We start from the raw sequence: 13,165 nt of genomic DNA on the forward strand, positions 1-13,165 counted from the left end.
CGGCGGCTACGGCGTGGTGTGCCACGGACTCTAAGCCATCGGGCGGTGGGGGACAAGCGGTGTGGCCGTTGGCGGGCGCTGTTTGCCGCGCAGGGCTGGGCAGGCTGCGGTATACTCGCTGCCCGCAGGTGTCTGTGGTGCGCTCGGGCGTGCCACAGGTGAAACGGGAAGCCGGTGTGAATCCGGCGCTGCCCCCGCAACGGTAAGGTCTGGCACTTTTGTGCTCAGGTATCGCTCTCTCTATGCCACTGCCCGCTATGGGTGGGAAGGCGCGCTACCGCAAGACCCAGCCCGGAGACCGGCCTGCACTGGATACCTTCGGAAGAGGTATTCGCGCTGGAGTATCGCGGGGAGGCGATTCGACAGGCGGTGCCGCGCTCCGTGCCGGTATTGTCCCTTTTTCTATTGCACCAGTTGCCTTTGCTGCCCTCCGGGCAGGCGGGGCTGGTCGATTGCAAGCCTTCTTCGCACTCCTTGTTTCCGGCCCCTGTGTCACAGGTTGGCCGAAACAATTCCGATGACAACATCCAAGGAGTGTGTTTCATGTTCAAACCGCAACAACTTGCCGTTCTGGTGCCGCTGGCCTGTGCCAGCCTGGCCCGAGCCAATGACACGCCGCAGTTCCGTGGCGATGAAGTGGTGGTGACGGCTACGCGTCAGCCACAGGCGATCAGCAAGACCCTGTCTGATGTCACGGTGATCACCCGGGAAGAGATCGACAACAGTAGTGTTAGCACTTTGCCGCAACTGCTGGCGCGCCAGCCGGGGATGGAGGTGGTCAGCAGCGGCGGCGTTGGCAGCCCGACCAGCGTATTCATGCGTGGCACCAACTCCAACCACGTGGTGGTGCTGGTGGATGGCGTGCGCATTGTTTCTGCCACTCTGCCTAGCACCACGGCACTGGCGAATATTCCGTTGTCCGTGGTGGAGCGCGTGGAAATCCTGCGCGGCAACAGCTCCAGCCTGTACGGTGCTGATGCCATCGGCGGGGTAATCCAGATTTTCACCCGGCAGGGCAGCGGCAAGCCGCGCTTCAACTTCAACGTTGGCGTGGGCGACCACGGCATGGTGAAAGTGGGCGGCGGCGTGGACGGCAAGGTGGATAACACGGCCTTCAGCCTGCAACTGAGCCAGCAGACCACCGACGGCATCTCGGCCACCAACAAGGACAACACCTTCAGCTACAACCCGGACCGGGACGGCTACCGTAACCTAGCGTATAGCGCCAATCTGACCCAGACGCTGGCCACAGGCCATGACCTGAGTTTCCGCGCGTTCCAGTCGTTCGGCAAAGTCGGTTATGACGCCTCGGCCTTCAACCTCAAGGAAGACCTGCAGCGTATGCGCCAGACCGGCCTGTCGCTGGAGTCCAGAAATGCCTTTACCAGCAACTGGACCAGCACCCTGCGCTACAGCCGCAGCGTGGATCGGCAGGAATCCTGGACCGGTGGCGACATGGTCAATCGCAACAGCCTGTTTCAAACCAGCCAGAACGATTGGCTGTGGCAGAACGATCTGAAAACGGCCCTCGGCAGTTTCCTGTTGGGCGCCGACTACACCCAGCAGCGCGTGGACAGTCAAGGCGAACTGACCACTACTGAGCGCCACAACACGGCGTTCTTCGGCGGTTATAGCGGAGAATTCGGCCAGCATCTGTTGCAAGCCAATGTGCGTCATGATCAGGACGAGCAGTTTGGTGGCAAAACCACCGGTGTGCTGGGCTATGGTTATCGACTCACCGACAGCCTGACCGCACGCGCCAGCTTTGGCACCGCCTTCAAAGCGCCGACGTTCGATGATCTTTACTATCCGGACGACGGTTATTACTCGGGTAACCCCAACCTGAAGCCGGAGACCTCGCGTAACAGTGAGTTGGCACTGAGCTACCACGCTGGCGCGACCAAAGCGTCGGTAACGGCCTTCCACAACAGTATCGACAACCTCATCACCTACGTGACCGATCCGGTGACCTATCACGGCACCATGATGAACGTAAACAAGGCCACCATCACCGGTGTAACGCTGGCGGCATCTAGCAGTTGGGGCAACTGGGATCTCTCCGGCTCCGCGACCTATCAGGACCCGAAAGACGATACCAAGCACCTGCTATTGCTGCGCCGCTCCCGTGCCTTCGGCCAACTTGCCGCCGGTTATGACTGGGGCAAGTTGACGACCGGCATTGAGTGGTCGGCCAGTGCCAAGCGCCGTGATTATGATTTCAGCAACTACAAGGATGTCTGGCTGGGCGGCTACAGCCTGACCAACCTGTACGCCAATTACCGTCTGAGCAAGACCTGGACGGCCACGGCCCGTGTGACCAACCTGTTCGAACGTCGATACACCACCGCCTACGGTTACAATACCCAAGGCTTGGGTGGCTTTATTGGCGTCAACTATCAGGGCGAGTAAGCGGCCTTGCCCGTCGGGTGACGGGCCGGTTTAGCAGACTAAGGAACAATTTGGTGCCTCACCTCATCACCGGCGGTGCCCGTTCGGGCAAAAGCGCCTATGCCGAACAACTGGCCCATACTCACCGCGGGCCGGTGTGTTACCTCGCCACGGCCGAAGTGCGGGATGACGAATTCCGCCAGCGCGTGGCGCGGCACCGCCGCCCGCCAACCCGCACTGGCAGGTGGTTGAAGTGGGGCAAGGGTTGGCCGAAACGCTCCGGCAACACGATCAGCCCGGCACCTTGCAGCTGGTCGATTGTCTGGGCATGTGGCTGATGCGCTTCTTTGGCCCGGATGACGGCTTTGATGAGGTGGCCTATCTCGCGCAACGCCGGGCGCTGTTACAGGCGCTGGCGGCGTTGCAGGGCGAGGCCGTGCTGGTGAGCAATGAAATTGGCTGGGGCGTGGTGCCGCTGGGAACCACGTCGCGCCGTTTTGTCGATGAACTGGGCTGGCTGAATCAGGCGGTGGCGGCCGTTTGCCAGCAGGTGACGCTGGTGGCCTGCGGCTTGCCGCTGGTGCTCAAACAGGAAACGCGCTGACATGCCGGTCGCCTGCCTGCGCCGTTTTCGGCCAACCTGCTGGCTGCTGGCGATTGCCCTGTCCTCGCCGGTTTTGGCCGCTGTCAGCGTACTCGATGCCAGTGGCCAAGCCGTCACGTTGGTGCATCCCGCCAGCCGTATTGTCAGCCTGTCACCGCATGCCACCGAATTGCTGTTTGCCATTGGTGCTTAAGCAGCAAGGTGGTGGCGACGGTGGATTACAGCAACACGCCCGCGGCGGCCCGGCGTTTGCCGCGCGTGGGCAGTTACACTGGCATCAGTCTGGAAGCCGTGCTGCGCCAGCGCCCCGATCTGGTGGTGGCGTGGCAGGACGGCGGCTCCCCGCGTGAACGCGAACGCCTCAAAGCCATGGGCGTGGCGGTGTTTGTCAGCCATCCGTTGCGTCTGGATGACGTGGCGCGCGAAATGCTGCTGCTGGGCCAATTGACCGGCACCACGGCGCCCGCCCGTCAGGCCGCGCAGGCTTATCGCCAACAGCTGGCCACGTTGTCGGCACGTTATGCCCGTCGGCCACCGGTCAGCGTGTTTTATCAGGTCAGTGCGCTGCCGCTGTTTACCATCAGCCAGTCCAGTTTCCTTGGCGCGGTGATTAACCTGTGTGGCGGCCGCAATGTCTTCGGCCAACTTACCCAACCGGCGCCACAGGTTTCAACCGAAGCGGTCATCGCCGCCCGGCCACAGGTGATGCTGGCCGCCCGTCAGGCCGATCTGGCCATGTGGAACCGCTGGCGCAGCATTCCGGCAGTGGCACACGGCACCCGTTATGCGGTGGATGACAGCACCCTGACCATCCCCGGCCCGCGGCTGATGCAGGCTGCCGCCGCCTTGTGTACCACGCTGGACACAGCCCGACGCCAACTCGGTTTGACGTCAAACTGAGCGACGGCTATCCTCGCCGCCATGGACAAGGAACTGGAATACCTCGAATCCCGGGTGCAGGCGCTGATCGCCCGCATCAAGGAGCTGGAAACGCAGAACGGCCGTTTTGCCGAAGCGCTGGCTCAGGCGCTCAAGGACAATGCCGAACTGACGTTTCGTGTCAATGAAACCCGCAGCCGCGTAGCGGCCCTGGTTGAACGTCTGCCCAAAGACGAGGCGGATGCGGAAGGGAGTGCGCAATGAGCGAAGTGGTTCAGGTCGATATCGAACTGCTCGGGCGGCATTTTGCCATCGGCTCCCCGCTGGACGAGCGTGACACCCTGCTGGAAGCCGTCCATTTGCTGTCGGACAAGATCCAGCTGATCCAGCAAGGCGGCAAGGTGATGGACGCCGACAAGATCGCCATCATGGCGGCCCTCAACATCGCGCACGACCTGCTGAAAACAAAAGTGGGCGGCGGCTTGGAAATAGCCGAATTCCAACGTAAAATAAGAGACATGAGCGAAGCCGCCGATACGGCACTTCGCGAAAGCCAGCAAGCTCTGTTTGAATAACAGGCGGCTGGTAAAACATTACAGGTCAGTTTTCCCCTGCGGTGTTTGAGACGGCACACATTCCTTTGTACCAATGCGTTCGCTTTTGGTTGCCGGTTCGAGTCACAGGTGTGTCGCGTCCCTTGCGGATGCGCCCGACGTGGCTGGTTGGTGGCCCTCCCCGGAAACAGGGTACAAGCGGATTTAGCCCGATCGACACTCGCGGGGGTCCCCCCCTCTTTATCTTTCCCTGTTACGCATGTCTGCACCGAGTTCCGTTATCCCGGCTGATAAAGTGGCGTTGCGCCGCGCGATTCGTCGTGCCCGCATGGCACTGTCGGCCCGCTATCGCCAGCATGCCCAGCGTCAGGTGGCGCGCCATGCCTCGCGCCTGCTGGCCCGCGGCAAACGTATCGGCGCTTATCTGGCGACCGGCTCCGAGCTGGATCTGGAACCGCTGCTCAGCAGTGCGCTGTTTCGTGGCGCCGAGGTGTTCTTGCCGCAGATTCCGCAGCGAGGACGCCGGTTGTGGTTTTCCCGGCTGGGCGGTGCCAACCAGTGGTATCTGCACCCGCGTTACCAGATCGCCGAATACGATGGCCCGCGCTTGCGTGCAGAAAAACTGGATGTACTGTTTGTCCCGCTGCTGGCGGTGGATGACGAAGGCTATCGCATGGGGCAGGGCGGTGGTTTTTACGACAGTACGCTAGCGTTCCGGCGCCGTCATGCCCGTTTCGGCAAACCCTTGCTGGTCGGCGTGGCGTTTGACTGTCAGCGCGTGGCACAGGTGCCGCGCGAGCCGTGGGACGTGCAACTGGACTGGCTAGTGACCGAATCCGGGTTGTATCGCTCGGGTGGTGTTAAGCAGGGCCGGTCAGTTTCCCGCCAAGTTATGAAAAAGGCCGCGTCAGCGGCCTTTTCATGCGGCGTTGTGGTTAGCAACGGCCTTTGCGTGCTTGCCCCGGCGGGCAAAAATCGCCATCGTCATCATGGTGGCGGCTGTGTTCCGGCTCCACCACCACAGCCGGTTCCAGTACCACCGGTGAGCGCACGCGTACGCGCGCCGGTTGCACGACACAGGCAGACAGGCTCGCAGCGGCGAGCAGCGTTAATAGTACGGTTTTCATGCAAATTCTCCTCAAATGGGGCGGCCTGCGGCGTTTGCCTTGTCCGGGACAACACTGCACACTCGGCCTGTGCGCTGTCTATTGAAGCACAATGCTCATGGCGAGTGGTTTGTAAATGGCTAACAATTATTAATCTTGGCGCGCAACGACCGGGCGCGGCCCATAGGTTGAAGGAGAGGCATGCGTTATCAGGGGCAGCTGGTGCGCTGGCAGGATCAGCAGGGATTCGGCTTTATCCAGTGCCTTGGCACGGATCGGCAGGTTTTTGTGCATATCTCGTCTTTCATGTCGGCGTCGCGCTTACCGCTGGTGGCGGATCGGCTGAGTTTCGAGCTGCAGCGCGATCGTCAGGGCCGCTGGCAGGCGGTGCAGGTGCAGTGGCTGGATGTGCCGCAAGCGGGCGTGGTTCGGCCAACGGTGCTTAAGGCGCGGGTGTGGATGACGCTGCTGGTGTTTTTTGCCGGTTTGGTGCTGGCCGTCTGGTCGGAGCGTCTGGTGACCGGGGTGCCGTTGTGCTACCTGCTGATGAGCGCGTTGACGTTTTGCTGCTATGGCATGGACAAGCGTGCCGCACGGCAAGGGCGCTGGCGCGTGGCCGAGCAAACGCTGCACGCTCTGGCTTTGCTGGGCGGCTGGCCGGGTGCGCTGCTGGGCCAGCAGGTGTTCCGTCATAAAACCCGCAAGCTGGCGTTCCGCTGGCTGTTTGGTGTGACGGTGGCGTTGAATCTGGCCGGGTTGTGGCTGCTGGTGCGATCGGATCTGCTGCGCCCGGTGCTTGCGGTACACTGACGCGCTGTGCCCAGTTCTTGAAGTTGTCGAGCCTTCTGCTTATGTCTTACTGGTTGATGAAATCCGAACCGCACGAACTGTCGATGGACGATCTGCTGCGGGAGCCGCCGCGCGCCTTTGAATGGACTGGCGTGCGCAATTATCAGGCACGCAATTTCATGCGTGACCAGATGCAGCCGGGCGATCAGGTATTGTTCTGGCATTCCAGCTGCCCTCAGCCGGGGATTGCCGGGTTGGCCGAAGTCGCTTCTGCGGCCGTGGCCGACTCCAGCCAGTTTGATCCGGCAAGCCCGTATTTCGATGCACGCTCGCGGCCGGAGGCACCGCGCTGGGTGAGCGTGACGGTACGCGGCCTGCGCCCCACGCGGCTGATCAGCCCGGCGGAATTACGGAGCCACGCTGAACTGGCGGAGATGACCGTCCTCAAGCGCGGCAATCGCCTGTCGATTACCCCTGTCACGCCCGCCGAATGGGCATTCATTACGGAGCAATTGATCTGATGTTGTCGTTACCCTTGTTTGCGGTGTTGTTGGGCTTTGGCGCGTTGGCGGGGTTTCTCGCCTACTTGCTGGGCGTGGGCGGCGGGCTGGTGATTGTGCCGGTGGTGGTGGGGGTGCTGTCGGCGGCGCATCTGGGCGGCAATCATGTGCAACACCGGCGGTGGGCACGTCGCTGGCGGTAATGGTGTTTACCAGCCTGTCTAGCGTGCGTGCGCACCACAAGCGCGGCGCGGTGGACTGGTCGATTGTGCGCCACATGGCGCCCGGCATGATTCTGGGCACGCTGGGTGGCAGCCTGGTGGCCGGTTTTATCCCCAACGACGGTCTGAAATGGTTCTTTGTGGTGTACGCCTACGCTGCCGGTCTGCAGATGTTCTTTGGCGCCAAGCCCACCTCGACGCGCGAGATGCCGACAGTGGCCGGGCAATGGGGCGCCGGTGGCCTGATCGGCATGATTTCCAGTTGGGTGGGCATTGGCGGCGGCTCGATGAGTGTGCCGTTCATGGCGTGGTGCAATGTGCCGGTGCATACCGCCATTGCCACCAGTGCGGCGCTGGGCTGGCCGATTGCCGTGTCCGGCGCGCTGGGCTATGTGTTCAGTGGCTGGCAGGTCAGCGGGTTGCCGTGGGGCGCGGTGGGCTTCATTTACCTGCTTACCATGCTGACGCTGATGGTGATGACAGTGTTGATGGCGCCACACGGCGCACGCATGGCGCATCGTTTGCCGGTGGCGCAGCTGAAAAAGGGTTTCGCGCTGCTGATGGTGGTGCTGGCCACGCAGATGCTGCTGTCGTTGTTGCGCGGCTGATGGTGGTTCGGCCAACCTGAAAGAGCGCGATGTTTCCTCCGATCGAGCCGCGACGCGGCGGCTGGCTGCCGCTGGATGAACGCCACCGCATGTATTGGGAAGAGTGCGGCGCGGCGCAAGGCCAGCCGGTGCTCTACCTGCATGGCGGGCCGGGCGATGGCTGTGCGCCTGCCTGCCGTCAGCTGTTTGATTCGCAGTTTTACCGCGTGGTGCTGTTTGACCAGCGCGGCTGTGGCCGCTCGTTGCCGCGCGGCGAATGGCGTGACAACACTACGGCGCATCTGCTGCAGGATATCGAACGGCTGCGTGTGCATCTCGGGATCGAACGCTGGCTGCTGTTTGGCGGTTCCTGGGGCAGCACGCTGGCGCTGGCGTATGCCGAGGCCTATCCGGACCGGGTGCAGGGGCTGTTGTTGCGCGGGGTGTTTCTTGGCAGGCAACGCGAGATCGACTGGTTCCTGTCCGGCATGGGGCGGTTCTTCCCCGCCGCCCGGCAGCGGTTTGCCGAGTTCATCCCGGCGGCAGAACGCCACGATTTGCTGGCGGCTTATCTGCAACGGCTGCTGGACGACGATCCGGCCGTGCATCTGCCCGCCGCGCGCGCCCGGGCGCAGTATGAAGCCGCGTGCGTGGTGCTTTGGCCCAATGCCGCGCTGGTTGAGCGCGCCGCTGACGACGCGCTGGCGCTGCCATTGGCCCGGCTGGAAGCCTACTACTTTGCCAACCGGCTGTTTCTGGACGAAAGCCAGTTGCTGGCGCAGGTGGAGCGTATCCGCCATCTGCCGTGCGTCATCGTGCAGGGGCGTTATGACGTGGTGTGCCCGCCGCAGGGCGCGCATGAGCTGGCGCGTGCCCGGCCAGAGGCCGAGTGCCTGCTGGTGGAAGGTGCTGGCCATTCGATGTGGGAACCGGCCATTTTGCAGGCACTGCTGGTTCAACTGGCACGCTTCCGCCAGCGCCCGGGCTAGCGTTGACCGGTTGTCAGGTTGGCCGAAACAGCACTTCGGCCAACCTTTTGTTTTTCCGGGGCCTTATCGTAGTACTGGCGATGCCCGCTATAATGGCCCGCTAACGCCGCCGACATGGACGGACTCCCCAAGCTTGCTGCGCCCCGCCGGGCGGCGGTTTGGGCAGTCCGCCCCGGACAGTTTCCCGCCGGTTGCCGCCTGATGCGCAGGCGACCGGCCTTACCGTATTACGCATTCCAGAATCTGAAGACCACCATGCAAGAACACTACAGCCCGCGTGACGTTGAAACCGCCGCGCAACAGAAATGGCAACAGACCGCCGCCTTCAAGGCCGTGGAAGATACCAGCCGTCCCAAGTATTACGCCCTGTCCATGTTCCCGTACCCGTCCGGCAAGCTGCACATGGGCCACGTGCGCAACTACACCATTACCGACGCGCTGGCGCGCTTCAAACGTTTTCAGGGCTATAACGTGCTGCAACCGATGGGCTGGGATGCCTTTGGTCTGCTTAGCCGAAAACGCCGCCATGAAAAACGGTGGTGCCCCGGCCGCTTGGACCTACGCCAACATCGACTACATGAAGGGCCAGCTCAACAGCCTGGGCTTTGCGCTGGACTGGGAACGTGAACTGGCCACCTGCAAGCCGGATTACTACCGCTGGGAACAGTGGCTGTTTACCCGCCTGTTTGAAAAAGGCGTGATCTACAAGAAAAACGGTGTGGTCAACTGGGACCCGGTGGACCAGACCGTACTGGCCAACGAACAAGTGATCGACGGCCGCGGCTGGCGCTCCGGCGCGCTGGTGGAAAAGCGCGAAATCCCGATGTACTACTTCGCCATCACCCAGTACGCCGACGAACTGCTCTCCAGCCTGGATACGCTGGACGGTTGGCCGGAACAGGTCAAAACCATGCAGCGCAACTGGATCGGCAAGAGCTATGGCGCCGATGTCAGCTTTGCCTATGACGAGGCCAGCATTGGTCACGCCGGTGCGCTCAAGGTCTACACCACGCGCCCGGATACCCTGATGGGAGCCACCTATGTTGCCGTGGCGGCTGAACACCCGCTGGCGCAGCAGGCGGCCGGATCGAATCCCGCGCTGCAGGCGTTCATCGCCGAATGCAAGGGCTTACCAGTAGCCGAAGCCGATGTTGCCAAGATGGAAAAGAAAGGCATGGACACCGGTCTGTGCGTCATCCATCCGCTTACCGGCGCCAAACTGCCGGTGTGGGTCGCCAACTACGTGCTGTGGGGCTACGGCGAAGGCGCGGTGATGGCCGTACCGGCGCACGACGAGCGCGATTTTGAATTTGCCAACAAGTATGGCCTGACCATCCAGCAGGTGTACCGTCCGCTTGAAGGTGCCGACAACTTCGACAGCAAGCTATGGCAGGACTGGTATGCCAGCAAGGATGACTCCATCCGTACCGTCAACAGCGGCAAGTACGACAACCTGAGCTACTCTGCAGCGTTCGACGCCATCGTGGCCGATCTGGAAGCCAAGTCGGCCGGTGCCAAGAAAACCCAATACCGCCTGCGCGACTGGGGTATCAGCCGTCAGCGTTACTGGGGCTGCCCGATCCCCATCATCCACTGCCCGTGCTGTGGTGATGTGCCGGTGCCGGAGAAAGACCTGCCGGTGGTGTTGCCGGAAAACGTGATTCCGGATGGCGCCGGTTCGCCGCTGGCCAAGATGCCGGAATTCTACGAAACCACCTGCCCGAAATGCGGTGGCGCCGCCAAGCGCGAAACCGACACCATGGATACCTTTGTCGAATCCAGCTGGTACTACGCCCGTTATGCCAGCCCGCAGTGCGACAGCGCCATGGTGGACAAAAAGGCGGCCGATTACTGGCTGCCGGTCGATCAATATGTCGGCGGTATCGAACACGCCATCCTGCACCTGCTGTACGCCCGCTTCTTCCACAAGCTGATGCGTGACGAGGGCCTGGTATCGAGTGACGAGCCGTTCAAGAGCCTGCTGACACAGGGCATGGTGGTGTGCGAAACCTTCTACCGTGACCTACCCAATGGCAGCAAGGACTGGATCGCCCCGCAAGACGTGGTGCTGGAGCGCGACGGCAAGGGCAAGATCATTGCCGCCACCCATCGCGTTGACGGCCAGCCGGTGGCCATCGGCGGCATCGAGAAGATGTCCAAGTCCAAGAACAACGGTGTCGACCCGCAAGCCTTCATCGAACACTACGGTGCCGATACCGCCCGCCTGTTCATGATGTTTGCGGCGCCGCCGGAACAGAGTCTGGAATGGTCGGATGCTGGCGTGGAAGGCGCGTTCCGCTTCCTCAAGCGCCTGTGGAAAGTGGTCAAAGACCATGCCGACGGTGGCGTGGTAGCGGCTTACACCGCTGGGGAATTGTCGGCCGACTTGAAAGCGCTGCGCTTCAAGCTGCACAGCACCATCCAGAAGGTGGCTGACGATTATGGCCGTCGTCAGCAATTCAACACCGCCATCGCCGCGGTGATGGAACTGCTCAACACCTACGACAAGACCGACAAGTGGCGCCGCTGGCCGTGCAGTGGGTCAGGAAGTGCTGGAAGCCGTCACCATCCTGCTGGCGCCGATCGTGCCGCACATCACCGATGCGTTGTGGAACGCCCTGCGTCCGGGCAGCGAGCTGCTGGCGCAAGGTTGGCCGAACGTGGATGAAGCCGCGTTGGTGAAGAGCGAAATCGAGCTGATGATTCAGGTCAACGGCAAACTGCGCGGCAGCGTCACCGTGGCGGCGGATGCCGGTAAGGACGCGATCGAAGCGGCGGCTCTGGCCACCGACAGCGTGCAGAAGTTCCCCGGATGGCAAGGCGCCGAAGAAGGTGATCGTGGTGCCGGGCCGTCTGGTCAATATTGTTGCCTGAGCATTGTCCGGGCAGCGACCCTCTGTCACAGGCCGGGATGTCCCGGCCTGTTGTTAACCGGAGACTTTCATGATCCGATCGTTGTCATGGCTCGTGCTGGCCGCTCTGACGCTGCTGTTGTCCGCTTGCGGTTTTCAACTGCGCGGGCTGGGCGCCAACATGAAACCGCTACCCTTTGCCAGCCTGTATCTGGACACCGGCAAATCCGGTATCGCCGGTGATTTGCAACTGCTGTTGGCGCGCGATAACCGGCTGACGCTGACCAAGTCGCCCAAAGATGCCGCGGCGGTGCTGTCAGTGCTGTATGAGAACCAGAAAAAAGAAGTCCTCACCATCAACTCCGGTGGCCGCGTCAACGAGTATCAGCTGGTTTACCGGATAGCCGTGCGGACCGTGATCAACGGCGTGCCGGTGGAACCGGACATGAGCGTGATCGTCCGCCGCGAAATGAACTACTCGGATAGCGCCATTCTGGGCAAGGAACAGGAAGAAGCGCTGCTGTGGAGTGACGCGCGACGCGATGCGGCCGACCAGATCGTCCGTCGGTTGGCCTATCTGAAACGTCCGGCGGCGAGCGAGCAGCCTGCTGCGAAACCGGCTCATGCCATCACTCAGCCCTGATGCCCTGCTTAGGCGGCGCTGGCCAAGCGACTGGCACCGCTGTACCTGATTCACGGCGAAGAAACGCTGCTGGCGCTGGAGGCGGCCGATGCGTTGCGTCAGGCCGCGCGTAGCCGGGCTATCTGGAGCGCGAAGTGCTGACCGTGGAAGCGGGGTTTGACTGGTCATTGTTGACCGGCTCCCTCGCCAGTGTGTCGCTGTTTGCCGAGCGCAAGCTACTGGAGGTACGCATCAGCAACGGCAAGCCGGGCAGTGACGGCGCCGAGGCGCTGCAACGGCTGGCCGCTGCGCCACCGGACGATACCATCACGCTGGTGTTGCTGCCCAAGCTGGAGCGCAGCCAGTTGCAGGCCAAATGGTTTCAGGCGCTGGAAAAAGCTGCCGTGGTGATCGAAGCCAAGGCTTTGGGGCGCGCGGAATTGCCCGGCTGGATCAGCCGCCGCTTACAGCAACAGGGATTGCAGCTGACAGCGGAGGCGTTAGCGTTTTTCGCCGACCGTGTGGAAGGCAATTTGCTGGCGGCTAAGCAGGAAGTGGACAAGCTGGCGCTGCTCTATCCGGCGGGCGAACTGGGTTTGCCGCAGTTACAGCAGGCGGTGGCCAATGTAGCACGCTTCGACGTCTTTCAGCTGTCGACCGCCTGGCTAGCCGGTGATGGTGCCCGCGTGCTGCGCATGCTGGACGGGCTGTTGGCCGAAGGTGAAGCGCCGGTGCTGGTGTTGTGGTCGTTTAGCGAAGACATCCGCATGCTGATCCGCCCGGGGCGTGGCCTCAAAGAAGGGCGCAGCGTGCGCGATCTGGCGCGTGATCTGCGCCTGTGGGGCGACAAGCAAAGGTTGGCCGAACCCGCGCTGCGCCGCATTGGCGCCCGTAAATTGATGGCGGCCCTGCAGGAATGTGCGCGTATCGATCAGCAGATTAAAGGCGTGGCAGCCGGTGATCCGTGGCAGACCTTGCGCCGTCTGGCGAGTTTGCTGGCGGGCTAGGGTTTCCCGTCTGTTTGGCGTACTTGTCTGTCAATCATCAATATGGCTGTTGTTTGATGATTGTCAG

14 protein-coding genes, 4 pseudogenes and 1 riboswitch are annotated in these 13,165 nt (G+C 62.2%); all 18 genes and pseudogenes read left to right on the forward strand.

Annotation, left to right across the window (positions count from 1 at the left end):
- Nucleotides 1-109: 109 nt before the first annotated feature.
- Nucleotides 110-321: riboswitch (cobalamin riboswitch) on the forward strand.
- Between the two features lie 222 nt (nt 322-543).
- The 18 genes and pseudogenes from GKE73_RS10405 (at nt 544) to holA (ending at nt 13,098) form a co-directional block, all read left to right on the forward strand.
- On the forward strand, nt 544-2,409 hold the full coding sequence (locus tag GKE73_RS10405) for a TonB-dependent receptor domain-containing protein (RefSeq protein ID WP_230369980.1): 1,866 nt from the start codon (nt 544-546) through the stop codon (nt 2,407-2,409).
- Between the two features lie 53 nt (nt 2,410-2,462).
- Nucleotides 2,463-2,992: pseudogene (gene cobU / locus GKE73_RS10410) on the forward strand (bifunctional adenosylcobinamide kinase/adenosylcobinamide-phosphate guanylyltransferase).
- Nucleotide 2,993: 1 nt separating this feature from the next.
- Nucleotides 2,994-3,185 carry a hypothetical protein gene (locus GKE73_RS10415; protein WP_230369981.1) on the forward strand — a complete coding sequence of 64 codons (192 nt, stop codon included), beginning with the start codon at nt 2,994-2,996 and terminating at the stop codon, nt 3,183-3,185.
- Nucleotides 3,186-3,196: 11 nt separating this feature from the next.
- On the forward strand, nt 3,197-3,892 hold the full coding sequence (locus GKE73_RS10420) for a cobalamin-binding protein (protein WP_230369982.1): 696 nt from the start codon (nt 3,197-3,199) through the stop codon (nt 3,890-3,892).
- 21 nt (nt 3,893-3,913) lie between these two features.
- Nucleotides 3,914-4,135 carry a hypothetical protein gene (locus tag GKE73_RS10425; RefSeq protein ID WP_230369983.1) on the forward strand — a complete coding sequence of 74 codons (222 nt, stop codon included), beginning with the start codon at nt 3,914-3,916 and terminating at the stop codon, nt 4,133-4,135.
- Nucleotides 4,132-4,446 (forward strand): cell division protein ZapA, encoded by a 315-nt coding sequence (locus tag GKE73_RS10430; RefSeq protein WP_230369984.1) that lies wholly within the window; start codon nt 4,132-4,134, stop codon nt 4,444-4,446. The genes GKE73_RS10425 and GKE73_RS10430 overlap by 4 nt, the downstream gene beginning before the upstream one ends.
- 238 nt (nt 4,447-4,684) lie before the next feature.
- Nucleotides 4,685-5,248: pseudogene (locus tag GKE73_RS25725) on the forward strand (5-formyltetrahydrofolate cyclo-ligase); the annotation flags it as partial.
- A 484-nt stretch (nt 5,249-5,732) separates the two neighbouring features.
- A pseudogene (locus GKE73_RS25730) lies at nt 5,733-5,870 on the forward strand (cold shock domain-containing protein); the annotation flags it as partial.
- 54 nt (nt 5,871-5,924) lie between these two features.
- Nucleotides 5,925-6,341, forward strand: a complete 417-nt coding sequence (locus tag GKE73_RS10440) for a DUF1294 domain-containing protein (protein ID WP_230369986.1) — start codon at nt 5,925-5,927, stop codon at nt 6,339-6,341.
- A gap of 56 nt (nt 6,342-6,397) precedes the next feature.
- Nucleotides 6,398-6,841, forward strand: coding sequence for an EVE domain-containing protein (locus tag GKE73_RS10445; RefSeq protein WP_230369987.1), 444 nt, complete (start codon nt 6,398-6,400; stop codon nt 6,839-6,841).
- The gene (locus tag GKE73_RS24770; protein WP_312854425.1) at nt 6,841-7,023 is read left to right on the forward strand and encodes a hypothetical protein; all 183 of its coding nucleotides are present in this window, start codon (nt 6,841-6,843) and stop codon (nt 7,021-7,023) included. Before GKE73_RS10445 ends, GKE73_RS24770 begins: the two co-directional genes overlap by 1 nt.
- On the forward strand, nt 7,023-7,649 hold the full coding sequence (locus GKE73_RS10450) for a sulfite exporter TauE/SafE family protein (protein WP_312854426.1): 627 nt from the start codon (nt 7,023-7,025) through the stop codon (nt 7,647-7,649). The genes GKE73_RS24770 and GKE73_RS10450 overlap by 1 nt, the downstream gene beginning before the upstream one ends.
- Nucleotides 7,650-7,678: 29 nt before the next feature.
- A complete protein-coding gene (gene pip / locus GKE73_RS10455) occupies nt 7,679-8,617 on the forward strand; it encodes a prolyl aminopeptidase (protein ID WP_230369988.1) in 939 nt (312 codons plus the stop codon).
- Nucleotides 8,618-8,731: 114 nt separating this feature from the next.
- Entirely contained in the window at nt 8,732-9,244 is a 513-nt protein-coding gene (locus tag GKE73_RS23285; protein WP_280954878.1) for a class I tRNA ligase family protein, read from the forward strand.
- The gene (gene leuS, locus GKE73_RS10460) at nt 9,144-11,285 is read left to right on the forward strand and encodes a leucine--tRNA ligase (RefSeq protein WP_280954879.1); all 2,142 of its coding nucleotides are present in this window, start codon (nt 9,144-9,146) and stop codon (nt 11,283-11,285) included. Before GKE73_RS23285 ends, leuS begins: the two co-directional genes overlap by 101 nt.
- Entirely contained in the window at nt 11,167-11,712 is a 546-nt protein-coding gene (locus GKE73_RS10465; RefSeq protein WP_230369989.1) for a class I tRNA ligase family protein, read from the forward strand. Before leuS ends, GKE73_RS10465 begins: the two co-directional genes overlap by 119 nt.
- Entirely contained in the window at nt 11,651-12,112 is a 462-nt protein-coding gene (locus GKE73_RS10470; RefSeq protein WP_230369990.1) for an LPS-assembly lipoprotein LptE, read from the forward strand. The genes GKE73_RS10465 and GKE73_RS10470 overlap by 62 nt, the downstream gene beginning before the upstream one ends.
- A gap of 18 nt (nt 12,113-12,130) precedes the next feature.
- Nucleotides 12,131-13,098, forward strand: a pseudogene (holA, locus tag GKE73_RS10475) (DNA polymerase III subunit delta).
- Nucleotides 13,099-13,165 lie beyond the last annotated feature (67 nt).

This window comes from Paludibacterium denitrificans, assembly GCF_009707705.1.
GTDB classification, from domain to species: Bacteria; Pseudomonadota; Gammaproteobacteria; order Burkholderiales; family Chromobacteriaceae; genus Paludibacterium_A; species Paludibacterium_A denitrificans.